The 26,355-nt window shown below is 58.6% G+C and carries 28 protein-coding genes; 10 read left to right on the top strand and 18 right to left on the bottom strand.

All coding sequences use genetic code 11. The features are described 5' to 3' along the window. Positions 1-20: 20 nt before the first annotated feature. The 5 genes from AABM55_RS17490 to AABM55_RS17470 all read left to right on the top strand — a co-directional run bounded on the left by AABM55_RS17490 (position 21) and on the right by AABM55_RS17470 (position 6,204). A complete protein-coding gene (locus tag AABM55_RS17490; RefSeq protein ID WP_054597915.1) occupies positions 21-1,160 on the top strand; it encodes an HlyD family secretion protein in 1,140 nt (379 codons plus the stop codon). Beyond that, entirely contained in the window at positions 1,157-2,656 is a 1,500-nt protein-coding gene (locus tag AABM55_RS17485; protein WP_347927112.1) for a DHA2 family efflux MFS transporter permease subunit, read from the top strand. Before AABM55_RS17490 ends, AABM55_RS17485 begins: the two co-directional genes overlap by 4 nt. Before the next feature lie 19 nt (positions 2,657-2,675). Beyond that, positions 2,676-4,166 (top strand): efflux transporter outer membrane subunit, encoded by a 1,491-nt coding sequence (locus AABM55_RS17480; RefSeq protein WP_347927111.1) that lies wholly within the window; start codon positions 2,676-2,678, stop codon positions 4,164-4,166. Positions 4,167-4,232: 66 nt separating this feature from the next. Next, positions 4,233-5,183, top strand: coding sequence for an aldo/keto reductase (locus AABM55_RS17475; RefSeq protein WP_347927110.1), 951 nt, complete (start codon positions 4,233-4,235; stop codon positions 5,181-5,183). A 64-nt stretch (positions 5,184-5,247) separates the two neighbouring features. Continuing rightward, the gene (locus tag AABM55_RS17470) at positions 5,248-6,204 is read left to right on the top strand and encodes a LysR family transcriptional regulator (RefSeq protein ID WP_347927109.1); all 957 of its coding nucleotides are present in this window, start codon (positions 5,248-5,250) and stop codon (positions 6,202-6,204) included. A 44-nt stretch (positions 6,205-6,248) separates the two neighbouring features. Here AABM55_RS17470 and AABM55_RS17465 read toward each other — a convergent pair whose 3' ends face one another. Together AABM55_RS17465 and AABM55_RS17460 are read right to left on the bottom strand one after the other, a co-directional pair. After that, the gene (locus tag AABM55_RS17465; protein ID WP_054598368.1) at positions 6,249-6,521 is read right to left on the bottom strand and encodes a DUF2790 domain-containing protein; all 273 of its coding nucleotides are present in this window, start codon (positions 6,519-6,521) and stop codon (positions 6,249-6,251) included. A gap of 201 nt (positions 6,522-6,722) precedes the next feature. After that, positions 6,723-7,481, bottom strand: coding sequence for a TSUP family transporter (locus tag AABM55_RS17460; protein WP_054597910.1), 759 nt, complete (start codon positions 7,479-7,481; stop codon positions 6,723-6,725). A 124-nt stretch (positions 7,482-7,605) separates the two neighbouring features. Here AABM55_RS17460 and AABM55_RS17455 point away from each other — a divergent pair, with 124 nt between their 5' ends. Further along, complete coding sequence (locus AABM55_RS17455) at positions 7,606-8,520, top strand: LysR substrate-binding domain-containing protein (protein WP_347927108.1); 915 nt, start codon at positions 7,606-7,608, stop codon at positions 8,518-8,520. Positions 8,521-8,944: 424 nt separating this feature from the next. Here the strand turns inward: AABM55_RS17455 and AABM55_RS17450 are convergent, their stop codons facing one another. The 6 genes from AABM55_RS17450 to pcsA form a co-directional block, all read right to left on the bottom strand. After that, the gene (locus tag AABM55_RS17450) at positions 8,945-9,520 is read right to left on the bottom strand and encodes a hypothetical protein (RefSeq protein ID WP_347927107.1); all 576 of its coding nucleotides are present in this window, start codon (positions 9,518-9,520) and stop codon (positions 8,945-8,947) included. Between the two features lie 340 nt (positions 9,521-9,860). Next, a complete protein-coding gene (locus AABM55_RS17445) occupies positions 9,861-10,178 on the bottom strand; it encodes a hypothetical protein (RefSeq protein WP_347927106.1) in 318 nt (105 codons plus the stop codon). Positions 10,179-10,372: 194 nt separating this feature from the next. Continuing rightward, on the bottom strand, positions 10,373-10,783 hold the full coding sequence (locus tag AABM55_RS17440) for a hypothetical protein (RefSeq protein WP_054597901.1): 411 nt from the start codon (positions 10,781-10,783) through the stop codon (positions 10,373-10,375). Positions 10,784-11,164: 381 nt separating this feature from the next. Beyond that, positions 11,165-12,196, bottom strand: a complete 1,032-nt coding sequence (locus AABM55_RS17435; RefSeq protein WP_347927105.1) for an NAD(P)-dependent alcohol dehydrogenase — start codon at positions 12,194-12,196, stop codon at positions 11,165-11,167. A gap of 212 nt (positions 12,197-12,408) precedes the next feature. Continuing rightward, positions 12,409-12,810: a DUF488 family protein gene (locus AABM55_RS17430; protein WP_347927104.1), complete on the bottom strand. Its 402-nt coding sequence runs from the start codon at positions 12,808-12,810 to the stop codon at positions 12,409-12,411. 11 nt (positions 12,811-12,821) lie between these two features. Next, on the bottom strand, positions 12,822-13,541 hold the full coding sequence (pcsA, locus tag AABM55_RS17425) for a phosphatidylcholine synthase (protein ID WP_347927103.1): 720 nt from the start codon (positions 13,539-13,541) through the stop codon (positions 12,822-12,824). 307 nt (positions 13,542-13,848) lie between these two features. Here pcsA and AABM55_RS17420 point away from each other — a divergent pair, with 307 nt between their 5' ends. Together AABM55_RS17420 and AABM55_RS17415 are read left to right on the top strand one after the other, a co-directional pair. Continuing rightward, a complete protein-coding gene (locus AABM55_RS17420) occupies positions 13,849-14,547 on the top strand; it encodes an AzlC family ABC transporter permease (RefSeq protein ID WP_054597896.1) in 699 nt (232 codons plus the stop codon). After that, positions 14,547-14,858 carry an AzlD domain-containing protein gene (locus tag AABM55_RS17415; RefSeq protein WP_162491294.1) on the top strand — a complete coding sequence of 104 codons (312 nt, stop codon included), beginning with the start codon at positions 14,547-14,549 and terminating at the stop codon, positions 14,856-14,858. Before AABM55_RS17420 ends, AABM55_RS17415 begins: the two co-directional genes overlap by 1 nt. Before the next feature lie 9 nt (positions 14,859-14,867). On the opposite strand, the gene AABM55_RS17410 is transcribed toward AABM55_RS17415, so the two are convergent. From AABM55_RS17410 to AABM55_RS17385, 6 genes are all read right to left on the bottom strand, one after another. Further along, the gene (locus AABM55_RS17410) at positions 14,868-15,776 is read right to left on the bottom strand and encodes a MurR/RpiR family transcriptional regulator (protein ID WP_347927102.1); all 909 of its coding nucleotides are present in this window, start codon (positions 15,774-15,776) and stop codon (positions 14,868-14,870) included. 120 nt (positions 15,777-15,896) lie between these two features. Further along, a complete protein-coding gene (locus AABM55_RS17405) occupies positions 15,897-16,661 on the bottom strand; it encodes an ABC transporter ATP-binding protein (RefSeq protein ID WP_019689777.1) in 765 nt (254 codons plus the stop codon). Positions 16,662-16,679: 18 nt separating this feature from the next. Further along, entirely contained in the window at positions 16,680-17,792 is a 1,113-nt protein-coding gene (locus AABM55_RS17400; protein ID WP_347927101.1) for a succinylglutamate desuccinylase/aspartoacylase family protein, read from the bottom strand. A gap of 9 nt (positions 17,793-17,801) precedes the next feature. Next, the gene (locus tag AABM55_RS17395) at positions 17,802-18,497 is read right to left on the bottom strand and encodes an ABC transporter permease (protein WP_347927100.1); all 696 of its coding nucleotides are present in this window, start codon (positions 18,495-18,497) and stop codon (positions 17,802-17,804) included. 17 nt (positions 18,498-18,514) lie between these two features. Next, entirely contained in the window at positions 18,515-19,204 is a 690-nt protein-coding gene (locus AABM55_RS17390; protein ID WP_103317257.1) for an ABC transporter permease, read from the bottom strand. Positions 19,205-19,297: 93 nt separating this feature from the next. Then, entirely contained in the window at positions 19,298-20,074 is a 777-nt protein-coding gene (locus tag AABM55_RS17385) for an ABC transporter substrate-binding protein (protein WP_019689781.1), read from the bottom strand. 336 nt (positions 20,075-20,410) lie between these two features. Here AABM55_RS17385 and AABM55_RS17380 point away from each other — a divergent pair, with 336 nt between their 5' ends. Beyond that, a complete protein-coding gene (locus AABM55_RS17380; protein ID WP_347927099.1) occupies positions 20,411-21,196 on the top strand; it encodes a sulfite exporter TauE/SafE family protein in 786 nt (261 codons plus the stop codon). A 54-nt stretch (positions 21,197-21,250) separates the two neighbouring features. On the opposite strand, the gene AABM55_RS17375 is transcribed toward AABM55_RS17380, so the two are convergent. After that, entirely contained in the window at positions 21,251-22,297 is a 1,047-nt protein-coding gene (locus AABM55_RS17375; RefSeq protein WP_347927098.1) for a class I SAM-dependent methyltransferase, read from the bottom strand. A gap of 544 nt (positions 22,298-22,841) precedes the next feature. On the opposite strand from AABM55_RS17375, the gene AABM55_RS17370 reads away from it, so the two are divergent. Then, positions 22,842-23,378, top strand: coding sequence for a DUF4174 domain-containing protein (locus tag AABM55_RS17370; RefSeq protein ID WP_103317253.1), 537 nt, complete (start codon positions 22,842-22,844; stop codon positions 23,376-23,378). Between the two features lie 320 nt (positions 23,379-23,698). Here AABM55_RS17370 and AABM55_RS17365 read toward each other — a convergent pair whose 3' ends face one another. From AABM55_RS17365 to AABM55_RS17355, 3 genes are read right to left on the bottom strand one after another with little or no spacing between them, the layout of a single operon-like run. After that, the gene (locus AABM55_RS17365; RefSeq protein ID WP_347927097.1) at positions 23,699-24,880 is read right to left on the bottom strand and encodes an acetyl-CoA C-acetyltransferase; all 1,182 of its coding nucleotides are present in this window, start codon (positions 24,878-24,880) and stop codon (positions 23,699-23,701) included. Positions 24,881-24,903: 23 nt separating this feature from the next. After that, on the bottom strand, positions 24,904-25,563 hold the full coding sequence (locus AABM55_RS17360; RefSeq protein ID WP_054597885.1) for a CoA transferase subunit B: 660 nt from the start codon (positions 25,561-25,563) through the stop codon (positions 24,904-24,906). Between the two features lie 36 nt (positions 25,564-25,599). Then, entirely contained in the window at positions 25,600-26,298 is a 699-nt protein-coding gene (locus tag AABM55_RS17355; RefSeq protein WP_054597884.1) for a CoA transferase subunit A, read from the bottom strand. Positions 26,299-26,355: the final 57 nt, after the last annotated feature.

The following is a 26,355-nucleotide window of genomic DNA, read 5'->3' as shown; positions in this document are numbered from 1 at the left end:
GGTTAAAGGTGTATTCGATCATGACCAGACAGTTCGACATTCCAGCTTCGCAAACCTTCGAGCACCCAGGGCCGAACCAGGCCGACAGGCCCATCAAGAAACCGTTTAAAGAGAAGTTGCGACCACTCCTTATGGTGGGTGTTCCTGCTCTCGTCGCAGCGGTTGGGTACTCACACTATGTGACGGGCGAGCCCTACGTTTCGACCGATAACGCCTATGCCCGAGTAGCGAAGGCGTCGATCAACGCCCGCGTTTCCGGACAAGTTGTCGAAATCGCGGTCGAGGACAATCAGCCTGTTCGCAAGGGCCAGGTGCTGTTTCGGATCAACCCGGAGCCGTTCCAGATCGCGATTAACCGCGCAGAAGCGCAACTGAGCGTCGCGCGGCTTCGCATCGATGGGCTCAAGGCAAGCTACCGCCAGCAGCAGGCGGAACTGCAATCGGCCAAAGAGTCGGCGGATTTCGACCAGCGGGAATTTGCCCGCAAGAAAGCCCTGGTCGCCACCGAGTTCGTCTCGCGCGCCATTTACGAGCGTGCAGACACCGACCTTAAAGTTGCCCGGCAACGAATAGCGTCGATCGAACAGCAGATCGCCAGCACGGTCGTTGCCTTGAACGGCAATCCGGACATCGAAGCCGATAAACACCCGATGGTGCGCGAGGCCAAGGCTCAGCTCGACGAAGCGCAGCTTTATCTCTCGTACGCGACGGTGTATGCGCCGCAGGATGGCATCGTGGCCAAGGTCGACGATTTGCAGGTTGGCAACTACGTCAACAGCGGTGCGCCGGCCTTTGCTTTGCTGTCCGATCGCCAGATCTGGGTGGAGGCCAACTTCCGTGAAACGGAAGTGACCCATATGCGTCGGGGCCAGGAAGCAACCATCAGTGTCGATACGTACCCTGATCACGTATTCAAGGCCCACGTGACCAGCATGAGTCCGGGCGCCGGGTCGGACTTCGCACTGCTGCCACCGGAAAATGCGACCGGCAACTGGGTCAAGGTTGTCCAGCGGGTACCGGTTCGACTCGAACTCGATGAAGTGGATCCTGCTCTGCCGCTTTTCTCGGGTACCAGTGCCACGGTCAAAGTCGACACCGGGTATCGCACGCCTTGGTGGCACCCACTCAAGGCTCTGTTGACCGCAGGTACCGACCGATGAGCGCCACTCTTGCTGGAAATCCGGCGGGAGAGGGCTCGCGCACGCTCAGGTTCGCCGCATTGCTCGCGACCTATATGCAGTCGGCGAACCTGCCTTTGCCGAATGCCGCACTGAGGTTTATTCAGGGCGCCTTGTCGATGACCGATGACCAGGCTGGCTGGGTATTCACTTCATACCTCGCGGCGAGCGCCGTTACCCTGCCGATTGCGCAGTGGCTCGCCGGACGCTACGGCTTGAAGGTTGTGTATCAAGCCGCGATAGCCTTGTTCGTCCTTGGCTTGTTGCTCGCCATGCAGGCAACGACTCCGCTGGAGTTCGTCGGTGCGCGCATCATTCAAGGCGCCGCGAGTGGCTTGCTGGCACCGCTTTCGATGGCCATTGCCATGGAGACACTGCCACCTGCGCGGCGCACGAAATTCGCTTCGATGTTCACGGCCATTGTGCTCTTGGGCATCGTCAGCGGTCCGAGTATCGGTGGCTGGGTCTGCGAGCATTACGACTGGCGCTCGATTTTCTCCATCAGCCTTCCGCTAACGGCGTTTATCTTCGTGGTGGTGACGTTGTTGCTGGCCGAGAAAAAGGCTGAGAAAAGTCCGCCTTTCGACTTCTTCGGCGTCGGCACCTTCACGCTGGGAATGATCGGGTTGCAAATGCTGCTCGACCGCGGCGAGCGTCTGGACTGGTTCGCTTCGCCCGAGATCTGGCTGGAAGCGCTGGCAGGTGCACTGGGGCTCTACCTGTTCGTTGTTCATGTGCTGACCGCGAAGGTGCATTTCCTCAACAAAAACTTGTTCAAAGACCGCAATTTCGTGCTGTCGACGATCATCTTTTTCGCACTGGGTTTTGTGCTGTTGCCAACGATGGCCCTGACATCGCCGATGCTGGATGAAATTCTCGGATACCCACCTGACACGACCGGCTACCTGACGATACCGCGAGGTGTCGGGCTTGTCGGTGCATTTCTGTTGATGGGCCGGGTTCCTGCTCGGATCGACTCGCGACTCTTTGTTGCCGTGGGCGTGGCGCTGGTGGCGTATGCCAACTGGCTGATGCTTGGCTATTCGCCGTTGATGGACTGGTGGCCCGTGGCGGTGGCCGGTGCACTCCAGGGCATCGGCCTCGGCATCTTGATGCCGGCGATCAGTAAGGTGGCTTTCAGCACGCTCGATCCCAGGTTCCGCCCGGAAGGTACCGGTTTTTTCAATCTGGCCCGTGTCTATGGCAGCACCCTCGGCGTTGCCATCGTGCAAGTGTTCTTCTTCAACAACACGCAAACGATGCACGTGGCGCTGGCAAGCCATCTGACGCCTTATCGCGCCGCGGCACATTCCATGACGGCGTCGACGTCCTTGCAAGCACTCGGGGGGCTTAACGAAATGATCACCGGCCAGGCGGCTTTTATCGCGGTTATCGGCCAGTTCAAGATTTTGATGCTGGCGATGCTGGTGGTGAGCCCACTGGTTGTCTTTCTTCGCAAACCCGTTCCGACCAACTAGTTTTCGTGGAGTCTGCCCAATGAAATCCAATACGTTCGTACTCAACAGACAGCAGCTCCCAACGACGGTCGGTGCGGTGTCGGCGCTTATGTTCCTGTCCGCCTGTACCGTCGGCCCTGACTATAAAGAGCCCGCGCAGAGCCTGTCGCAGCACTATGATCAACAGGCCGAGCAGCGTCTTGGCGAGGGCGGCAACAAGGTTACTGAGCAGCACATTGAGCTGGGCAAGAAGGTCAGCGGTGACTGGTGGTCTGCCTTCCATTCGCCGAAGCTCGACAAGGTTGTACGTCGGGCAATCGACGGCAATCTGGAGCTCGTGGCGGCGGATGCGACGATCCGCCAAGCGGCATCTTCTGTTGCCGCGGCGGAGGGGGCACTGTATCCGCAGGTCGATTTTGGCGCTCACGCCGGCCGCCAACGGACCCACAACGGCCCCGAGCCAACCGTCTCCAATTTCTACTCGATTGGGCCACGGGTTGGCTTCGACCTTGACGCTTTTGGCGGTACCAAGCGGCTGGTCGAGCAGCAGGAAGCGTTTACGAGTCTGCAGAAACATCGCTACGAAGCGGCGTACCTGACCCTGACCGGCGATGTTGCGAGCCAGGCGTTGTTGGTTGCTTCGGCAAACGCGCAGATGGAAGCCGTCGATAAACTGCTCGCCAATGACGCGAAGAACCTTGAACTCGTGCGCATGGCGCACACCAATGGCACCACCACGCAGATCGACGTTTCGCTGGCCGAGACGCGGCTCGCTCAGGACCGCACGCTGTTGCCGCCCCTCGCTCAACAGCGTGATTCGGCCCGGCATGCTTTGTCGGTCCTGACGGGAAAAGGCCCGGGAGACTGGGTCGCCCCGGACTTCAATCTCTCCGAGTTTGCCTTGCCGTCAAGCGTGCCAGTCAGCTTGCCCTCGGAAATGGCCCACGGCCGGCCGGATGTACTGCAAGCAGAAGCTGAATTGCACATGGCCAGCGCCGCCGTCGGGGTCGCGACAGCCAATCTCTATCCCCATGTAACGCTGTCCGCGTCTCTTGCCCAGGCGGCTTCGGGTAATGGCGGCGCTGCACTTTGGAGTCTTGCTGCGGGGCTGGCGGGGCCGATCTTCGATGGCGGCACGCTCAAGGCTGAACGTCAGGCTGCCGTCGACGGCTACAAGGCGACACTCGCCGGCTACCAGCAAACGGTTATTCAATCCTTTGGCCAGGTCGCAGACACGCTGCAGGCAATCAACCATGACTCGGAAGAAAACCTGGCGCAGGAGGACGCATTACGCGCGGCCGAAACCAGTTTTCGCTTGAACCAGCAAGCCTACGCGCAAGGCGAGAACAGCATTCTCCAGGTGCTGGAAGCGGAACGTGCCTATGAGCAGGCGTTACTCGGTCAACTCAGAGTGAAGGCGGCGCAGTACCTCGACACGGTGCGGTTGTATGTGGCGCTCGGCGGTAATTCGGTGGGTGTGTCCGAGCAACGCGTTGCCAGCCGCGAAGCGCCGAAAACTGTTTATCAATAGCGGCTGCGTTTTACCAGAGACCACTATCGCCATTGCGGCTGTGGCCCCAGACATCGGAGTAAAGACATGTCATACGAAGCGTTTCACGATGAACTTCGCGATACAAAGTTCCCTATTGTCCACGGATCGGGTGCGATGCCAGCCGTTGGATTTGGCACGCTGTTCCGGGATCTGAGCGTGACAACACAAGCCATCAAGCACGCGCTGGAAACAGGCTTTCGCCATTTCGATTGTGCAGAGCGCTATCGAAACGAAGACAAGGTCGGAGTGGCCATAAAGGAATTCCTGGAGACTGGTAAGGTCCGGCGCGAAGACTTGTTTATTACCACAAAGCTCTGGAACACCAACCATCGCCCCGAGCGGGTTCTGCCGGCTTTTGAAGCCAGCTGCCGGCGACTTCAAGTGGATTACATCGATTGCTACCTCGTCCACACGCCCTTTGCCTTTCAGCCGGGCGAAGACCAGGAACCAAGAGACGAGCAGGGGAGAATCATTTACGACTCCGGCGTGACATTAATCGAGACTTGGCGAGCACTTGAGCGTCTGGTTGATGAGGGGCGGTGCAAGTCCATCGGGTTATCCGACATTACACTGCAGGCATTACAAGAGATTGTGGCAGTGGCCCGGATAAAACCTGCCGTCGTGCAGGTTGAATCGCATCCTTATCTGCCTGAATGGGAACTGCTCGAGTTTTGTCGGCAGCATGGAATTATCGTCCTTGCGTTTGCACCACTGGGGCATGGCATGCAGCCGAATGTACTGGAAGATGCGGTGATCACAGGCGTCGCCCGGCGCTTGCAACAGACCCCGGCTCAAGTTGCATTGGCCTGGTCTGTACAACGTGGCGTGGCGTTCCTGACCACGTCTGCAACGTTGAGCCATATCCAGGAAAACTTTGCGATTTCTACCCTGCCTCACAGGGCCATGCTTGAAATCAAGGACGATATTACGACCCGGGTACGATTCAACTCGGTGGTGGAAACCGGTGTGCCCGGATTTATTCCGGGCAAGAAGTAACGTGCGACAAGGGGGATGGTCTTCTGCAGGGCCACCCCTTTTTATCCTCCCAGAGGTGAAAGCAATGGACGTTTTCCAGACCATGCGTTTTTTCGTGGCTGTCGCTCAGAGCGGCAGCTTTACGGCGGCGGCTGAGCTATTGGACACCACCACAACTAACGTTTCCAAAGCGGTTTCCAGTCTGGAGGCCAGGCTTCAAACACGCCTGATTAACCGCACGACCCGACGCCAGTCGTTGACCGAAGCAGGTGCACGCTATTTGCAGCGCTGCGAGAAAATTCTTGAGGAGGTACGTGAGGCCGAAGAGGAAGCGGGTACCGCGCAGGTCATGCCCGTTGGCAGGCTCAAGATTCACGCGATGGGAGCCGTCGGTAATCATTACGTGATCAAAGCCATTGCCAGGTATAGAGAGATTTATCCCTTGGTAATGTTTGATTTGACACTGACCAATCGGCTACCTGACTTGCTGGAGGAGGGCTATGACATCTCGATTGTTTTAGCGCGGGATCTACCCGATTCAGGGTTTGTCGCTCAGCGGCTCGGCATCACTTACAGCATTCTCTGTGCCTCGCCCGCGTACCTGAAGAAACGCGGGAATCCCGATTCCACGAAATCACTTGGCGAACATGATTGTTTGAGAATTGTGAATACGGTAATGCCGGTTGAAAACTGGGTATTTGAGGGGCCCGAAGGCGTGGAGACCGTTAACGTTCCATTGTCGCCGTTTCACGTCAACACGGCTGACGCCATGACTGTTGCCATAACGAATGGGATGGGGATTGGGATTCAGCCGATTGCCTCTGCGGTCGACGGACTCAGGGCCGGCACGTTAGTGCGGGTACTGCCGGAGTATCATTTTGAAGAGTTCAACTTGTTTGCCATTTATCCATCACGAAAGTTCGTGGATGCAAAAATAAAGACATGGGTGGAATTTCTTAAAGATTACATTCCGGGCTTGCTGGCATCCGATGAAGAAATCGTTCGCTCAGCCAGAAAAGACAACAGCTTTCGAGCTCGCTAGCGCGGCAGGTATGGAGTGTCGACCCTCCATCGTCCGCACAGTGCTCAACCGTTTGAACAGCCTGTTCCCATGACTTGATACTGAAGGACGTGCTGTTGACCGTGAGAGTCTTCATAGGTCATTTGAACAGGAACCGGTCCGCACTGGTCCGCAACGTCTGTCATTGCAATGACTTTTTTAATGTCGAGCTTGGTTGCGTAAGTGTAACTTTCTACCGGTGTCTGACGGGTGGCCACTGTTGAATGGCTCTCGTCTGCAAATGCTTGTGCACCTAAACTGCCAAGCGCAAGGAAGATCGCAACTTTTGACATATTCATCATATTCACCGTATCGCTCAAGGGGTTGACCTGCATCGTTTTTACCTCGTGAGTTAGTTGATGTTTATTCAATGTGCTCACCGGGTAGAAACGATGCTAGATGTTTATCCCTTTCCCAGACAGCGTCCTATTGGACAAACACTGTTGTCGGATTTCGCATGAATAGAATGCTACGGGGACAGTCAGAACCACGGCTCAGGTTCACACGAACAGGTCGTAAGACAGTTTGCTGATCAGGATCACCAGCAACACCAGGAACAGGCCCCGGACAAAGGGCACGCCTTTACGCACCGCCAGCCAGGTGCCGGTCAGCGCGCCGAGGATGTTGAATGCGGCCATGGGGAGGGCGATCAGGTAGAGCACGTTACCCGTGGGAATGAAGAAGATCAGCGCCGCGACGTTGGTCGCGATGTTCACCAGTTTGGCCGACGCCGAGGCATGCAGGAAGTCGAAGGCGAAGCAGCGGATAAACAGGAAGATCAGGAAGCTGCCGGTGCCGGGACCGAACAGTCCGTCGTAGAAGCCAATCGCACCGCCGATGACGATCGCCAGCAGTTTCTCCCGGGTACCGATGTGCATGGGTTTGTGCAGGGCGCCGAAGTCCTTTTTCCAGAAGGTGTAGATCGCCATCAGCACGATCAACACCAACACCGCCGGCCGGATCACCGACTGCGGGACGGACGACACGGTGGCCGCGCCGAAGAAGGACATGACAAAGGCCGCACAGGCAGCGGGAATCACCAGCCCCCAGTCGATCACCACCTTGCGCACGAAAGACCGGGCCGCGAATGCGGTGCCGCAGGCTGCCGCGACCTTGTTGGTACCCAGCAGTGCCGCGGGTTGCGCCGTGGGCAGCACGTTGAACAGCGCAGGTATCTGGATCAGTCCGCCACCGCCCACCGCCGCATCAATCAGGCCGGCAGCAAAAGCGAACACGCAAAGGATGACAATATCGATCATGAAATCAGGCCCTGACGATGAAGGAGTGGTGAAAGTCCAGCGGTGTGCATTGAGCAGGAAGGTTAACGGAACAGCTTTTTTTGTGTTGCAATGCCACGTTGTGAAAAGTGCAACGAGGTGGTGAATGGCACTGGATATGTTGGGGGAACTCGAAGCCTTTGCGACGGTGGCTCGCAAGCGCAGTTTTGTCGCGGCGGCACGTTCGCTGGGGCGCTCCCCCAGTTCGCTGACCCGCGCTGTTCAAGCCCTGGAGGAAAGTGTCGGGGTCAAGTTGTTCAATCGCTCCTCCAATGCCGTGAGCTTGACCGAGGCGGGTGAGCGCTTGTTGCCCCACGCCTACAAAATGCTGGATCTGCAACGTGAGGCGGATGAAGACCTGGCCGGAATCAGCGGCCAGGCCTACGGCTGGGTCCGCTTTTCCGCCCCCGAGTTTCTCGGCCACGGGGTATTGCCCCGGCTGATCGCGCAGTACGGTGAGCGTTATCCAGACGTGAACGTCGATGGGATTTTCACCGATGACACCATCGACCCGGCCAAGAGCAAACTGGACTTCTCGATTCGTGGCGGGTATCCGCAATCCAGTGACCTGATCGGCTTTGCGCTCTGGAATTATTCACGTTACCTGTACGCCAGCCCCGGGTACCTGGAGCGGCGCGGCACGCCCGATTCCATCGAAGCGCTGGAAGCGCACTCGCTGATCCTGCACACGGCGCCGCGGATTCTAAAAGACTGGAATTTCCGCAGTGAGACGCAGGCCATCAGCTTTCGGGCCGATCCCAAGTTTCGTTTCAACTCCGGTTCGGCGGTGTTCCAGGCGGCCCTGGCGGGCGTCGGCATCGCCCGTCTGGCGGACTGGATCGCAGAGCCCGAAGTAGAAGCGGGGCGCCTGCTTCGGGTCTGTCCCGAATACATGCTCACCTCCAGCAGCGGCGAAAGCCCGCAGATGCACGCGGTGTACCCGGCCGGGAATCTGCCGCTGCGGGTGAAGTCGTTGTTGCAGATGATCCGTGGCTTTGGCGAAAGTCTGGACCGAAAGTAAGCGTCTGCGCAACACCTCTTATCTTTACACCATTACCATCGCTGGCTCATCAGAGGATGGCTTTACTTCCGACAAGCATGCGCATGTCAAAGTAACGTCCAAGGCACTTTGGTGTGAAATTCAGGATCAATGGCCACAATCTCGATGATCGCATTGGGTCCAGAGTGTGTAAAAACGCTTCACCAAAATTGAAGTATGCGCATCTACGTTAAATCTGAAATTTATCGGCACGTCAGCAGATGTGGATTTCGCGCAGAAACACGATTTCCAGTCCGATTTCGAGTACCTGTCGCGCTCAAAAACGTTTTTACACAGCCTCAGTCGATTGCGGGCATTTGTGAAAGGCAGCAATCGGAAGCTGTCCTTCGCCACGCAGCTTTCGATCACCGCCCAACTCAGTTCGTGACGGTGATCGTCGCAATCGTTATTCCTTCTCCATCTTCGCAACATCTCTCAGCGGATAGATCACTTCATGGGTATCCAGATTTCGAATCTCGGACTCGATAGTAATGGTCGAGACTACACGCCCCGGAGGTCCACTGATGTCGTCGCGAGTGGAGAAATCCACGACATAGCGCTGGCCTGTGCGGAACTCCACATCGCGAGCACCGAAGCCGCACTTGGCGCCACCGGTACCCAAGGCATTCATCGATGCCCAGCACCAGCTCAGCGAGTGCTTGCCCGGTTTCAAGCGCAGCGCCTGCTTGCCGGAAACGTCGAGGATCGAGTGCCGCCCGGCACCCTCTAGCAGTTGGTCGTCCACATGCGTGGCCAGCAACAGTCGATGGAATTGCACTCCCAACCCACGAAAGCGGGTGGTGGCGAAATACACCACCGGCGCATCGGCCTCGTTATTGGACAGGTCATATGGCGTCATCGAGTCCGGCGCCCAATCGCCTTGGTAATCCTTGTAGTGGTAGTTGGAACAAGCAGTTGTGAGACCGGCAATCAGCAGAGCGGCCGGGAGCTTGAGATACGACAGAAATGACGACGAGCGCATTATTCTTCCTTGTTTAACGAGTTGGCTAGGATACCGCATCGCAAGCCAGCAAGTACTTGAGCGGACTAGGGAACTCATCGCCCATCAGCTTCGAGCCAGCGAAGGCACAGGCGCATTTTTATGGCAGGCAGCTATCGGCCGAGGCTGTGTAAAAATGTTTTTCAGCGCGACAGGTACAAAAAACGGACTGGAAATCGCGCCTCTACGCGAAATCCATATCTGCTGACGTACCGATAAATTTCAGATTTAACGTAGATGCGCATACTTCAATTTTGGTGAAGCGTTTTTACACACTCTGGACCCTTTCCGGTCCCTCGTGTCTGCGAGCTAAAGCCATTTCTTAGTGTTCGAGTGAGGGCGGTCCATAGAGCTCAGTTTCCCAGTCTTCAAGAGGCGGCGTTACTTTGAACGATGGGTCGCAGTATGACCTTAAGTAGTCAGTCGCTCTTCTTTGGGCGTAGGTGAAATTTAGCACCTTGCCTTCACTGTCCATCTCTATTACGTTCGCGAATATCGCGAAGACCATCTCAATTGCACTCGGCTCAGAGCCATAAATGTCGAGGTACTCCACGTTTTCAAGCATGTAGTGGCTTCCACTTGCCATGAAGTACGCAAACGATCGGAGTGCTCCACTGAAATCATTACTTAGCTTCTTCATGTACATTTTCTTTTAGTAAATATTCTGGATTTAACTGCTTCATATTCAAGCATCTGCTTTTTTACCGTTTTATTGCGGTCGAGACAGGCCGGAACCGATCTAAAACGGCCCATCGCGAAAAGCAGCTAATAGCCATTTCGTTGAGATGTGCAGCAAATGCCCAGTAGTAGACAGAGTGCGTCCAGGTAGATTCGTCATTGTTTTTGGAGGCTCTGGCATCCAGGACGATGCAGCCCCGCTGCGTCCCGCCAGTACAATGTTTCTTCGAGCTGGAAGCTTATCAGGAAGAGGGACGAGCACATCTGAGCGATGGATTGGGCTATTTTGTCCAGATCTTCCATAGCAGACTGCCCCTCCGGCTCGGGGCCTTTGATTCTGATGCTACAACGCATAGCAACACGGAAGTCGATGCCCTTCGTATTCTCAGCATAAATCCTAGAGTCCGTGGTTACGCCATCGGTACTCAACGTTAGTCCCGAGATAAAGGTAGCTTCCAATCTGTCGCCAGCAACGATGATTTCCCAGGCACCAGCATTGTTTAAGGCTTTCCCCAGTATCGGGGCTGTGAGTGTACTATCCGCTTCCAAGCACAGATCAAGACTCATTTGAAACCCTTCTTCTTGTGTGAACATTTGCACAAAATTTTTTGAGTACGATTGTCGCGGCAGTGTATTGGTCAGCGGTTCGAATGTCTGCTCCTGGCCGATATCTGCGCTTTAGGGGGGCAACTAATGGCCGATTGCTGCCTGTCGCGAGGGGATGTAACCGACCCAAAGCGGATGTCTCTCGCGAGACAAAACGCGTCTTAAACCATAGCTTCCCCCCTTTAGTTTTTTACACCCCCCAAAGTTTCTCGATGATCCCAAACCATCCACTGATGAACTATGCGAGGCAAACGGAGAGGTCGGCGCCTTCTCCGTTCGAGCCAGTGAAGGGGGGAGCGCAGTTTAAAGGCGCGTACGGGCGTCACCCCACGCGCCATTCAGTCATTTACTGGCATCCAGCACGATGCGATAACGAGCCTTGCCACTGCGCAGGTGATCGATGGCTTCGTTGACTCGGCTCATGGGGAAGTGCTCGACCTGCGGCAGGATTTGATGGCGTACGCAGAATTCCAGCATGGTCGCTGTGGTACTGGGCGAGCCGACCGGCGAGGCGGACAGGCTCTTTTGTTGGGGAAGCAGATTGAACACGTGCACTGGAATCGCGCCAGGCACGGCGCCAACAAAATGCAGGCGGCCCTTGCCGCGCAGGGTTCCGAGCATGGCTGGCCAGTCGAGGTCGGCGTTGGCGGTGACCAGCAGGAAATCCAAAGTATCGGCGATGGACTTCAGCGCGTTACTGTCGGTCGAGGCGACTACGTTGTGCGCGCCCAGGCGCCTGGCTTCGTCCTGCTTGCTCAATGACGAGGTAAAGGCCGTGACTTCGCAGCCCCAGGCGTTGAGGAAGCGTAGTGCCAGATGACCGAGGCCGCCGATGCCCACCACGCCGACCCGGTCGGTGGGCTTGACGTCGAATTCCACCAGAGGGTTGAACACCGTCGAGCCGGCGCAGAATAGCGGGCCTGCCATGGCCGGGTCGAGTCCGCTCGGTATTGGAAGGGTCCAGGCCCAGTGCGAACGCAGGCGGTCGGCGAAGCCGCCGTTGCTGCCGACTATGGTGGGTTTGACGGTGCCGCACAGATGATGGGAGCCTCCGATACACGAGGAGCAATGCATGCAACTGCCCTTGTACCAACCAATGCCCACCCGTTGCCCCACCTCGAGACCGCGTACCTGTGTGCCGACTCGCACGATACTGCCGACCACCTCGTGGCCGGGGATGAAGGGATACTGGCTGATGCCCCATTCGTTATCGATCAGCGACTGGTCGGAGTGGCAGACGCCGCAATACTCCACGGCGACTTCTACCTCCTCTTCCCCCAATGGACCAGGATCGTAGCTATAGCGCTCCAGTGGCGCGCCGGCCGCCGTCGCGGCCCAGCCGGTGAAGGAAGTGAGTATGTTGTTAGCGCTCATTGGATACCTCCAGATCAGGAGACGAGGGTTTGGCACCTCAGGTGCCGCGGCGGAGCCAGGAAAGTGTAGCGTATCGCTTGCCGTCGTCCGGGTTGCCGACAGATGCTCTTCAACTGTCTCGCCTGGATACATCTCCCATCGACCGGTTGAATCCACATCCGAACTCTGCCGCTCACATCCCGCCGCCAACGCCCCTCGAAGCAAACACCCAACTACACCTCTTCAAGCGCTGCAACCTGTGCCCCGCGAGCAATCAACAGCTCCCGCAACACCGAGCGATGGCAGTGGCGTTCTTCCTTGCAGTAGCAGCCGATGGCCAGTGACGTTTGATGAGACAGGGCGGCCAACAAATCCAGCAGTTGGCTGGGGGCAGGGTGGTTCATTTCGGCCTTGAATTTACGTCGAAAGGCTTCCCAGTCTTTTTCGTCTTCCGCGGCTTTGGCTTCTGTTACCAGCTCCGCGCTGGGCGACAGGGCGGGGAGCCAGGTGTCGTAGAAGTCGCGGCTGGCGAATTCGGCTTTCGGAACGCCGCGCGGTGGGCGACGGACTGTGCCCAGGCGCAGCCCTTCATGGGGTGTACGGGGCGTGCCCAGTTGCACGATATGGATAGGCATTCATGCCTCCATTAATGGTGAGTGCGCTCAAGCCAGTCTGCGGCCGAGCGGCAGATACAGATCCCCAGAAAGTAAGCTGACATCGCCAGCCACAGCCCCATGACCCAAGGGTTGGCGGTCGGATGGTTGAGGATCAGTGACAGGCTGCACAGCAACCAGATGGACGTCACGGCAATGTTGATCGGCATGAACCGCCGCACGCGAAACGGGTGCAGGAACTTCATCCGGGTCACCGTCAACAGCGCCAGGCCGATAATGGTCAGCAGCGTCAGCCAGGGTGTCGGCGCAATGATGTAGAGGCACAGGGTGACGACGTTCCACGCAGCGGGGAAACCCTGGAAGTAATTGTCCTTGCTCTTCATGTTGACGTTGCAGAAGCAATAGAGCGACGAGACCAGGATCACCGAGGTGGTCAGCAGCGGGGTGTAGGCTGGCAAGTCGATGTAACGGTAGATGAACAGGGCCGGGATGAACACGTAGGTCAGGTAGTCGATGACCAGATCCAGTATGGAGCCGTCGAGATGCGGCAGTACCGTTTGCACATTCACCTTGCGCGCCAGCGCGCCGTCCACACCGTCGACGATCAGCGCCACGCCCAGCCACAGCAGGCAGGCCCTGGGCTGGTTATCGAACAAGGCGAGGGTCGCCAGGAAGGCGGTCACCACGCCGGTTGCGGTAAAACCGTGGGCGCCCCAGGCTTTAAGCGTGGCCATGCGTCGGGTCGTTATCAAGGGAGCGTTCTCCAGCGAATAAAACGGGCCAGTTGCTACCACCGACGGGGTCACCGGCAACCTGGCTGGGCTGCACCTATCGACCGGCCATCCGGCGATAAGGTTCACCTGCACTCAAACGACCCGAAGTCGACACCCATTAAAAATAGACCATCTCCTGTCGCTGCCATGTTTATCGAGCAGTACTTTTTACCGGTCAGTGCTCAATCACCTGCCTGCGCCTGGATGTGCAATTACGCAAGATTGTTCAAGACAGGAGGTTGATCGGCTGACACAGTTGGCAACCTTTCCTTCGTTGTAGAGCGCTATGTCTGACAATCTATTGCCGCGCAGTGCTTTCTTGCGCGGTGCCGCTGCCATCATGCCCTTGTCCCTGGCGACTGCGCCATGGGGGCTGTTGGCGGGTTCGATGGCCATTGAGGCCAACCTCACTCCACTGCAAGGCCAGGGCTTGTCGAGCATCGTCTTTGCGGGTGCTGCGCAGTTGGTCGCGATCGGGATGCTCAAGGGCGGCGCCGGGATTTTCTCTATTCTGCTGACCACCTTGCTGCTGACCTCGCAACACCTGCTGTACGGCATGAGCATGCGTCCGGTGGTTTCGCCGTTGCCGGGTCGCTGGCGGGTAGGGCTGGGCTTTTTGCTCACCGACGAGCTGTTCGCGCTGACCAGTCAATTTGACCAACGGCAGTTCAATCGCTGGTACGCCCTCGGGGTGGGCCTGACCTTTTATGTGGCATGGAACCTCTTCACCCTCGCCGGGATTGTGCTGGGCAGCAGCATTCCGGGCCTTGAACGCCTGGGACTGGATTTTTCCATCGCGGCCACGTTTATCGCGTTGATCACCCCCGTGGTGCGCAACGTTCCGACGGTCGTCTGCGTGGCGGTTTCGCTGTTCTGCTCGGTGCTCTTCAATTATTGGCACTTGGGCTCGGCGTTGGTGCTGGCCGGCTTGCTGGGGATGAGTGCCGGGTTTGTCTGCAACAAGTTTTATGGAGCGCGCACATGATGGTCTGGGCGGTTATTTTCGGAATGGGCATGCTGGTTTTTCTCAACCGCTATGTGTTCCTTGAACCACGGTTGCCCGTGCGCCTGAGCAGCAACGCGCGGCAATTTCTCGGGTTTGCGGTGCCGGGCATGCTCACGGCGATCTGCGGGCCGATTGTGTTCATGCCCGACCATCAACTGAATCTGCAGTACGACAATCCGTACCTGATCAGTTCACTGGTCGCCATCGGCCTGGTGCTCTACACCCGCAGTACCCTAATTAGCATGCTGCTGAGCATGGGCTTCTTTTTCCTGCTGCGCTGGTGGCTGTGACCCACCGTCTCACTTTTTCGGGGTTTTGCTGCTGCCGGGAATGTGCAGGTAATTCATCACGCTTTCAGTGAGTTCGGTCGCCAGCTTCACCGCTTCTTTATTACGCGCCATCACGCCGGCAACCAGGCCTTCGATCAGCGCCAGTACCGCAATGTTGGAACTGGTCAGCACCGGGTGGTCGGCCGGTGCAAACAGCACGTGCTGAGCAATGTGGGTCAAGGGCGAGGCGGGCGAGTCGGTGATCGCCAATACCGTCGCGCCACGCTCATGGGCAAAGCGCGACAGCTGCAGGGTGTCGAGGGAATAGCGCGGCAGCGAGATCGCCAGCAGCACGTCCTGATCGGTAATCGCAGCCAGTCGATAGGCGGCGTTTTCGTTGCCGCCTTCCATGCTGATCGCCGTGGCGTCGGCGCAGAACGGCATCAGTGTCGAGGCCGCGAGACCAGCCATGTAGACACTGTTGCCAAACCCGAGGATGTAGATCTTGCGCGCCTCGATCAGGCAGGTGACCACGGCTTCGAAGGTGTCGGGGTGATTGTTGGTGCCGGCGGTGCCGAGGTTGCTGGTGGCGCTCTGGATTTGCTCGTGCAGCCCGAACGCACCACCGGGGCGGTGCGCCAGCTCGTTACGCAGTTTGTCCACCGGGGAGACCATCTGCTGCAAGGTCGCGACCAGCTCGGCTTTCATGCCGCTGTAACCGCCCAGGTCCAACGCCTTGGCCAGACGGTTGACCGCCGCCGGTGAGGTGGCGGTTTCATGGGCCATCTCTTCGATGGTCAGTGTCGCGGCTTTCAGCGGATGACGCAGGATGAAGTCTGCCACCTTGCGCAGCGATGGCTGCAAGTCGGCAAGAATTTCTGCCAGTTTGCGCATGACCGGCGCGGCGTAGACCGTGGTGTTTTTCGAAGGAGTAGGCATAACCGGCTCAACATCCGCAGGAGGTTGGAAGGGACCAGGTCTGGTCCCTGACATGAGTGCGCGCCAGTGTATCCGAAGCCGACCGTTGGCGTGCAGCACCCGGAACGGTCGGCAAGCGGCTTACTTCAGGCTGCCGGCCAAGAACTGCTGGAGGCGCTCGGACTGTGGGTTGACCAGCACTTCACGCGGGTTGCCACGCTCTTCGACCTGACCTTTGTGCAGGAACACCAGTTGGTTCGACACCTCCCGGGCAAAGCCCATTTCGTGGGTTACCACCACCATGGTCCGGCCTTCCAGGGCCAGGTCCTGCATGACTTTAAGCACTTCACCGACCAGCTCCGGGTCGAGGGCCGAGGTCGGTTCATCGAACAACATCACTTCCGGCTCCATCGCCAGCGCACGAGCAATCGCCACGCGCTGCTGTTCGCCACCCGACATGTGCGCCGGATAAGCGCCCATGCGATGGGCCACGCCGACCTTGTTCAGGTAGTGCTCGGCCTTTTCCCGGGCGAGTTTCTTGTCCAGGCCAAGCACATGCACCGGCGCTTCCATGACGTTTTCAAGGGCGCTCATGTGCGACCAGAGGTTGAAATGCTGAAACACCATTGCCAGCCGCGAGCGCATGCGTTGCAGCTGTTTGGGCTCGGCGGCCTTGAGCCCACCGGTCTTGTTGGCGACCAGTTTCAACTGCTCGCCATTGAGCAGGATGTTGCCCGAGTTGGGTTGCTCCAGCAGGTTGATGCAGCGCAGGAAGGTGCTTTTACCCGAGCCACTGGAGCCGATGATGCTGATCACGTCGCCGGCTTTGGCTTCCAGGGACACGCCCTTGAGCACTTCGTGGGTGCCGTAGCGTTTGTGCAGGTCCTGAATTTCAAGTGTGTTCATGGTGTCGGTTCTCTTGAGTCAGTCGCTGAGCAAGCGACCCTGGCGAATGGGGGTAGAGCCTGCGACCTTGGCCAGCCACAAGCCCGGTTGGGCAAAGCGCAGGCGTTCGCGGGCATAAAGGATGCCGTCGGTGCTGGCTTTCACCACGCTGTGGCGATCGGTCAGCGGGTCGAGCACTTCGAACAGCGGGTCGCCGACCGAGACCCGGGCACCCAACGGTTGCAGAAAACTCACCACACCGGGGTGTGGCGCATAGGCGTATTGCGCGCCGGCAAAAGGAGTCGCATCGCAGCAAGTGGCCGGCGCGTCTGGCCAGTCGCCGCTGATCAGGCCCTGTTCGGCCAGGTAGCCGAGGATTTGCTCGGCACTGGCCATGCACGGCTCGCGTTCGGTGTCGGCCATGCCGCGCAGTTCGATGGTGGTCGCCACGCAGGCCAGCGGAATGTTCGCCAGCGGGAACAGCTCGGCCAGGCGTAACCAGGGGATCGCGCAGGCTTCATCGAAGGCATTGCCGCCAGCGTCCTCGGCCAGCAGAACGGCTTCAGCGTTCAGGCGTGCGGCCAGTGAACGCAGGCGCGGCCAGTTTTGCGGCAGGGCGTACAGCAACATGATCGACTCGAAATCGCAGTGCAGGTCCAGCACCACATCGGCGTCGCAGGCGTGCTGCAACAGCAGGCGGCGCAGGCCGTCGAGTTCCGATTCGGCCAGCGGCATGTCGGCAATGACTTCAATCATGGCACGCCGGATCAGCGCCACGTTGGCCTCGGCATCCTCGCCCAGCTGGCCCTTCAACTGCACGGCCACGGCTTCGGCCAGTTCCGGGAAGTCACGGTTGAAGTTCTTGCCGCTGTTGAATTCGAAGCGTCCCTGATGGGTGGCCTGGAACATTTGCCCGATACCGATCGGATTGGCCATCGGCACCAGTTCGATCACGCCGGTCAGGCGGCCTTGTAATTCCAGCTCGCGCAGACGGCGCTTGAGTTCGACGGCGACGCGCATGCCAGGCAGTTCGTCGGCATGCAGCGATGCCTGGATGTAGGCCTTGCGCGAGCCGCTGCCAAATCGAAACAGCGACAGCGTGCGTTCAGTGCCGCAGGCGCTCCAGGGCAAAACGTAGTGGATGTGTTCCATGGGACTTCCTTAGTGCTTGCGTGGGGCCAGGTACGCCAGCCAGTGACGTTCGGCGAGCTTGAACAGGCGCACGAGAATGAAGGTCAGGGCCAGGTAGATCAGGCCGGCAGTGATGAACGCTTCGAACGGCAGGTAGAACCGCGAGCTGACCGTGCGCGCCGCACCAGTGATGTCGACCAGGGTGACGATCGACGCGAGGCTGGTGGTTTGCAGCATCATCAGCACTTCATTGCTGTACTGCGGCAACGCCCGGCGCAGGGCCGACGGCAGCAGAATGCGGCGGTACAGGGTCGGGCGTGACATGCCCATCGCCTTGGCGGCTTCGATCTCGCCGTTGGGGGTGGACTTCAGACTGCCGGCCAGCAGCTCTGCGCTGTAGGCACTGGTGTTGATCGCAAAGGCCAGGCAGGCGCAAAAGGTCGCGCTGGACAGGTACGGCCAGAGCACGCTTTGGCGTACCGCTTCGAACTGCGCCAGGCCGTAATAGATCAAAAACAGCTGTACCAGCATCGGCGTGCCACGAATGGCGTAGGTGTAGAGCCAGGCCGGGAAGTTAATCAGCGGCGAGCGGGAGACGCGCATCAATGCCAGTGGAATGGCCAACATCAGGCCAAAAGCCAGGGAAATCAGCAGTACTTTGAGGGTCAATAACGCGCCACTGAAATACAGCGGCAGGTTTTCCCAGATCAGGTTGTAGTCGAGCATGGTCGGTTCGCTCCCACTCACAGAACGGCGGCTTTGATGCCGACCGAGTAGTGTTTTTCCAATGCGCGCAGCACCAGCAACGAGACGCTGGTCAGCACCAGGTACAGCGCCGCCACCGCGAGGAAAAACGTAAAGGGTTCGTGGGTCGCGTCGGCAGCGTTCTTGGCCTTGAACATCATGTCCTGCAGGCCGATCACCGATATCAACGCCGTGGATTTGGTCAGCACCAGCCAGTTGTTGGTGAAGCCGGGGATCGCGAAGCGAATCATCTGCGGCACCAGAATCCGCCAGAACACCTGGGCGCTGCTCATGCCATAGGCCGCACCGGCTTCAGCCTGACCTTGCGGGATCGCCATGAAGGCGCCGCGAAAGGTTTCCGAGAGGTAGGCACCGAAAATGAAACCCATGGTGCAGACACCCGCCACAAACGGGTTGATGTCGATGTAGTGGGTGTAACCGAGCCCGAGGGCGATGCGATTCACCAGGTCCTGGCCGCCGTAGAAAATCAGCAGAATCAGTACCAGGTCGGGGATACCGCGAATCACTGTGGTGTAGCCTTCGCCCAGCGTCGACAACCATTTGAGCGGCGAGAGGCGAAACGCCGCGCCGATCAGGCCCAGGGTAATGGCCAGTGCCATGGAGCTCAGAGCCAGATTGATCGACAGCCAGGCGCCATCGAGAATGCTCGATCCGTAGCCGTGAAGCATGATGAAGTTCCTCACCCGAAGCGCCGGCAGGCGCGCGGGACCAGCAAGAAAAGCGGCGTCGGCGCAAGACCGACGCCAGCGTTACAGGAAGGCTTATTCGCCGTAGATATCGAACGCGAAGTACTTGGCCATGACCTGCTGGTACTTGCCGTTGGCACGGATCGCGTCAATCGCCGTGTTCAGGCGTGCCGCGTTCGCGGTATCGCCTTTGCGCAGCGCAATCCCGGCGCCCCGGCCGAAGTATTTCGGGTCATTGATGTCCGGTCCTACCAAGGCAAAGCCGTTACCGGCCGGGGTCTTGATGAAGCTCTCGTTGGTGTTGACGATGTCGGCGAGGGTGGCGTCCAGTCGGCCCGAGGCCAGGTCCAGGAAGGCTTCATTTTGCGAGGAGTAACGCACCACCTCGACGCCGGCGGGCGCCAGTTGCTCGGTCGCGTAACGGTCGTAGGTGGAGGAGCGTTGCACACCGAGTTTCTTGCCTTTGAGATCGACCTTCGGGTCATTGATCGCCTGGCCGGCCTTCGCCGCGAACTTGCCGGGGGTGTGGTAGTACTTTTCGCTGAAGTCGACTGACTTCAGGCGGTCGTCGGTAATCGACATCGACGACAGCACCGCGTCGATCTTGCGCACTTTCAACGAGGGGATCATCCCGTCGAATTCCTGGATAACCCACTGGCATTTGATCTTCATTTCTTCGCACAGGGCGTTGCCGATGTCGTAGTCGAACCCGCTGATATTGCCTTCCGGGGTCTTGAAGGAGAACGGCGGGTAGGCAGCTTCGATACCGATACGCAAGCTGTCTTCGTCGGCGTGGGCCAGGGTGCTGACGGCGCAAAATGCCAGAGCAGCCAGAAGTCCGGTCTTGTTCATATTGTTGACTCCGTGGATAGGGTGTTTGGGGGTGAATGCCTTCCAGTCTGGCGAGGGGGTGCAGCGGGTTGCGTGTCCATGGAATGTATAAATGACACGTTTTATTTCATAAATCAAATGTGTGAAAATAAAAATATCAAACAGGCTGCTGTTTCAGCCAGACGGTCATGGCGCAACAAGGAGACAGTGCCCTGACGGCACAAGGGGGATTGGCGGCTACGATTGATGGCGGGAAGTTATAAAGTCAGATCATATTGGTATAAGTGGTTATAAGAAAAATCGCTATGCTGACTGCCAGATTTTTAAGTCGTCGCGCTGGTTTTGTAAGGTATGGCAATGGACTTCGGTAATTTGGGTTTTGTAGTCGCAGGCTTGGTTGTCGGGTTCGTTGTCGGAATGACCGGTGTGGGGGGAGGCTCGTTGATGACGCCGATCCTTCTATGGTTCGGCATCAACCCGGCCACGGCCGTGGGGACGGATTTGCTGTACGCGGCGATCACCAAGTCCGGTGGTGTGCTGGTTCATCAAAAGCACCGGAACATCGACTGGAAAATTACCGGCTGGCTGACGTTGGGCAGTGTGCCCGCCGTTGTCATGACCTTGTTGTTCCTGAAATACCTCAACACGGATCCGCACGCGACCAATACCGTTATCAAGCAGGCGTTGGGCTTTGTATTGCTGCTGACGGCGCTGGCTATTTTCTTCAAGCGCCAACTCTTGGCGTTTGCCCAAAAACATGCGGGCGATCATTACCACCTCAGTAACCTGAACCTGAACCTGCTGACCATCGTCACGGGCGCGATACTCGGTGCGATGGTCGCTTTGACCTCCATCGGTGCCGGCGCCCTGGGAACTGTGGCGCTGTTCATCCTGTACCCGTTCCTGGCAACCAAACGCCTGGTCGGCACAGAAATCGCCCACGCCGTACCGCTGACCCTGGTTGCGGGACTGGGGCATGCGAGCATGGGCAATATGGATTGGCACCTGCTGGGCTTTTTGCTGATGGGGTCGTTGCCGGGGATCTATATCGGCAGTCACCTGACCGGGAAAATTTCCGACGGTGTGTTGCGTCCTTGCCTGGCCGTCATGCTGGTGTTCATCGGCTACAAATTGGTGTTTTGATCCAGGCCGGGCGCTGTTCCTTCAGCGCCTGACACGGGATGTCACCTACAGCACTTATTTCCGCGCCTCCAGAATCAGGTTGAACGGTGTCTCTGCTGCCCGGCGGAAATGCGTGAATCCGGCCTGGGTGAATACATCCCGCAGCCGTGCTTCCCCCGCTTGAGCCCCGAGCCCCAGGCCGACTTCCTGAGACAACGAGTTGGGCGTGCAGATGAACGTTGACGCGGCGTAGAACAGCCGTCCTACCGGGGTCGCGTTTTCGTCGAGACGGTCATTGGCATACGGCTCCACCAACAGCACCGTCCCGTCGGGCTTGAGCGCCTGATAGGCGTGTTTGGCAGCGCCCACCGGGTCGCCCATGTCGTGGAGGCAATCGAAGTAGCAGATCAAATCGTAGTCATTGCCCGGAAAGTTCTTGGCGGTACTCTGAACGAAGCGAGCACTATCGGCCACGCCACCTTCTTCAGCGCGTTGGGTAGCAGTGGTGATGGATGGCGCGTGATAGTCGAAGCCGACAAAACTGGAGGCCGGGAACGCTTTGGCCATGACCACCGTTGAAGCGCCGTGGCCGCAACCGACATCCGCGACCTTGGCCCCGGCTTTCAGTTTGTCCACCACGCCTTCAAGCGCAGGTAACCACTCGCCGACCAGGTGTGCGCGGTAGCCGGGTCTGAAGAAGCGTTCGGTGCCTTTGAACATGCAGCTGTGGTGATCGCCCCAGGCGAGGGCACCATTGCCACGCATGGCGGCGATCAGTTTGTCTTTGTCATGGTAAAACGAGGCAATCACTGCGGCGCCGCCCGGGACATAAACCGGTGAGTCCTCGATCGCCAGCGCCAGGGCTTGTTCTTCTGGCAGGCGGAATTTTCCGTCGACGTGCTCCATGTAGCCAGAGGCTGCGTGAGCACTGAGCCATTCGCGCAACAGTCGTGCATTGCAGCCAGTCTTGCTGGCCAGTTCTTCAGGGGTGACAGGCTGGCTGTCGGCCATCGCCCGGTACAAACCGAGTTCATCGCCCAGGATCATGTTCGCGAGCATCGCTGCGCCGCCCATGTCGGAAACCACCTTGCCCATGAAGTCATTGAGTTTGGCTTCGTCCATAACTGCTCCTCCTGAAAAAAGACCACCGGTGAAGGAGGGCGTGTGCAGAGGCAGCAACCTTTCAGGCGGCAGTCAGATGGATGATCAGGGCGACACTGCAGGCGTGTTGTGAAGCCAAACCGTCTGCTACGCGAATGCCCGGACACGCGACATGTCCGGGCGAGTGGGACGCGAAAACGTCGTCCTGCATGACGTCACTGTGGGGCCGAGCCCCACAGGACGATTACGAGTAGCCATTGTCTCCAGCGTCATGGGCGGGTTTCTTCGACAAACTCGCTGCTTACGGACCCGGATTTGGCAACGTCCCCCCTATGGGGGACAAATAAAAGTGTAGTACGCGATAAAAACCTGCGCCGTGTGTTTTGGCCTTGGCGGTGTGAGCCTGGACAAACTAAATGGCCTAAACCCGTGTCGCGAAATTCGGTTGCGGATTAAGCCCACTCGCCTAAGCTTCGCAGCATGGCGATAGAAATTTCAGGCGACGGAACTGGATCTTTCGCCTTGATGCGCAATCATAAAGTGTGGAAATCAAAAGGAGATGCGCATGCTCATTCGGTCACTGACCCTTGCAACTCTGCTCGCTGTCGCCGGCCCTCTATTCGCCGCCGACAACGACACGCCCCTGGCCCAGGAACGCGGCAGGACCCGGCCGCTGATTGTCATCGCTCCCAGCAGCATCGACCCGACACTGGTCAGCCTGAAAAAGTCCCTGGCGGAACCGGCCAACAGCCAGGCCTTCAAAGAACGCAATATGGTGCTGTACACCGTGGTCAACCTCATGGGCCAACGTGACGGCAAGGACCTCGATGCACAAACCACCATGGCGCTGATTCGCGAGTTGAAACTGGGCGTCAGTGGCGAGACCAAGGTCATTCTGGTGGGCAAGGACGGCGAGAAAAAACTCGACCACCTCGGGCCGATCGAAGCCAAGGATCTGTTCGCCACCGTTGACCAGCTTCCAGCCGCCGAGAAAGAGGCAGCGCCACCTGCGCCGCCACCCGTAGAGGCTGCGCCGGTCAAGGGCGGAAAAAAGGGCAAAGGAGCAAAACCGGCAGCACCACCGCAACCCTTGGATGATTGATCAAACCTTTGGGTGATAGATCCATTGTGGCGAGGGAGCTTGCTCCCGCTGGGTCGCGAAGCGACCCTGAAGCCAGTCACCGCGAGCATTCAGATGGAACGCGATTGCCGGATTACGACCGCTTCGCAGTCGAGCGGGAGCAAGCTCCCTCGCCACAGGTTTTGTGTTCGACGCGCTTTTCTCTTAATGGACGGGTTCCTGGAAAAACAGTGTTCGCGAGGCAAAAAAAGACCCGGCGCCACCGAAGTCGCGCCGGGTGTGTTGCCAGTCAGCGAGCGGATATCGTGGGTCCGCACGCTGACTGTTGAACCCCTGCGGGTTTAGGCCCGCTCGATCGCCAGGGCCACGCCCTGACCACCACCGATGCACAAGGTGGCGAGGCCTTTCTTGGCGTCACGCTTGATCATTTCGTGCAGCAACGACACCAGCACCCGGCAACCGGACGCACCAATCGGATGGCCCAACGCAATCGCGCCACCGTTGACGTTGACCTTGCTGGCATCCCATTCCAGCTCTTTACCGACCGCCAGTGACTGCGCGGCGAAGGCTTCGTTGGCTTCGATCAGGTCCAGTTGATCGAGGCTCCAGCCGGCCTTGTCGAGGCAGCGGCGGGTCGCGGAAACGGGAGCAATGCCCATGATCGCCGGGTCGACGCCGGCATTGGCATAGGCGGCGATTTTTGCCAGCACCGGCAAGCCCAATTGCCTGGCTTTGTCGGCACTCATCAGCAACACCGCAGCGGCGCCGTCATTGAGCGAAGAGGCATTGCCGGCGGTGACGCTGCCGTCTTTCTTGAAGGCCGGTTTGAGCTTGGCCAAAGACTCGGCAGTGGTCTCGGCGCGCGGTTGTTCGTCGACCGCGAAGGACAACGGCTCACCTTTGCGCTGCGGGATCAGGATCGGCGTGATCTCGTCGGCAAAACGCCCGGCTGCGATAGCCGCCGTGGCTTTTTGTTGCGAAGCGGCGGCGAACGCATCCTGCTCCTCACGGGTCAGGTGGTACTTGTCCACCAGGTTCTCGGCGGTGATGCCCATGTGGTAGTCGTTGAACGCATCCCACAGGCCGTCGCTGATCATGCTATCGACCATTTTCGCGTGGCCCATGCGCAGGCCGGTGCGAGCGGCCGGCAACACGTACGGCGCCAGGCTCATGTTTTCCATGCCGCCAGCGATGATCACCTCGGCGTCGCCACAACGAATCGCTTGCGCGCCCAGATGCAGCGCCTTGAGACCCGAACCACAGACCTTGTTCAGGGTCAGTGCCGGAACGGCGTGCGGCAGGCCGGCGAGGATCGACGCCTGGCGCGCCGGGTTCTGGCCGGAGCCTGCGGTCAGCACCTGACCGAGGATCACTTCATCGACCTGATCCGCCGCGAGACCGGTTTGTGCGAGCAATTGACGAATCACCGCGGCACCGAGTTCCGGTGCCGGGATGCTGGCCAGCGAACCCTGAAAACTGCCAATGGCGGTACGGGTGGCGGCAACAATCACAACGTCTTGCATCGAATTTCTCCTCAAGGTGCGGTTCAGGCGAACTGCATTTCCGGAACATGCTCGGGAACGATCAGTTTACCAGCGGTCTTGCTGACGATTTCCTCGACGCTCACACCGGGTGCGCGCTCCTTGAGGATGAATGCGCCGTTTTCGATTTCCAGGTAGGCCAGATCGGTCAGCACGCGCTTGATGCAATTGGCACCGGTCAGCGGCAGGCTGCAATACGGCAGCAGTTTCGATTCACCGTCCTTGGAGGCGTGGGTCATGGTGACGATGATGTTGTCGGCACCGGCCACCAGGTCCATCGCGCCGCCCATGCCCTTGACCAGTTTGCCGGGGATCATCCACGAGGCGATGTTGCCGTGTACGTCGACTTCAAAAGCGCCGAGTACGGTGAGGTCGATGTGGCCGCCGCGGATCATCGCGAAGGATTCTGCAGACGAGAAAATCGAGGCGCCAATGCGCGCGGTGACGGTCTGCTTGCCGGCGTTGATCATGTCCGCATCGACTTTATCGTCGGTCGGAAAGGCGCCCATGCCGAGCAGGCCGTTTTCCGATTGCAGCATGACTTCCATGCCTTCGGGGATGTAGTTGGCGACCAGGGTCGGAATGCCGATGCCGAGGTTCACGTAGTAGCCGTCTTTCATTTCGCGGGCGACGCGCTGAGCCATTTGTTCGCGGGTAAGAGCCATTTTTTTATTCTCCACTGTTCGGGCTGAGGGCGAGGATCACTTGCGCACGGTGCGTTGTTCGATACGTTTTTCGAACGTGCCGCAGATGACCCGGTCGACGTAGATGCCTGGGGTGTGGATCTGTGTGGGGTCCAGTTCGCCGGGTTCGACGATCTCTTCGACTTCGACCACGGTGATCTTGCCAGCGGTGGCTGCCAGCGGGTTGAAGTTCTGCGCGGTGTGGCGGTAGATCACGTTGCCGAAGTGGTCGGCTTTCCAGCCTTTGACGATGGCGAAGTCGCCGGTGATGGACTCTTCCATCAGGTACGGACGGCCCTTGAATTCACGGATTTCCTTGCCCTCGGCGACTGGCGTGCCGACGCCGGTGGCGGTGAAGAACGCCGGAATGCCAGCGCCGCCAGCGCGCATTTTTTCCGCCAGGGTGCCTTGCGGGGTCAGCACGACTTCAATCTCGCCGCTCAGCAGTTGCTTTTCGAACAGGGCGTTTTCGCCAACATAGGAGGCGACCACTTTGCGGATCTGGCGATCTTCCAGCAGGACGCCGAGGCCAAAACCGTCGACGCCGCAGTTGTTGGAAACCACGGTCAGGTCACGGGTACCTTTGCGCTTGATCTCGGCGATCAGGTTTTCCGGAATACCGCACAACCCGAAGCCGCCAGAGATCACGGTCATACCGTCTTCGAGGCCTGCCAGAGCCTCCTCATAGGAACTCACGCGCTTGTCGAAACCTGCCATATGCACCTCTTTTATTCTTTGTGGGCGGCTGGCTAGCCGTATGGGGTGGAGTGTTGC

The sequence above is a fragment of the Pseudomonas helvetica genome (assembly GCF_039908645.1).
Lineage (GTDB): Bacteria > Pseudomonadota > Gammaproteobacteria > Pseudomonadales > Pseudomonadaceae > Aquipseudomonas > Aquipseudomonas helvetica.
The sequence above is the reverse complement of the archived record's forward strand: the minus strand, read 5'-3'. Positions and strand labels throughout refer to the sequence as shown.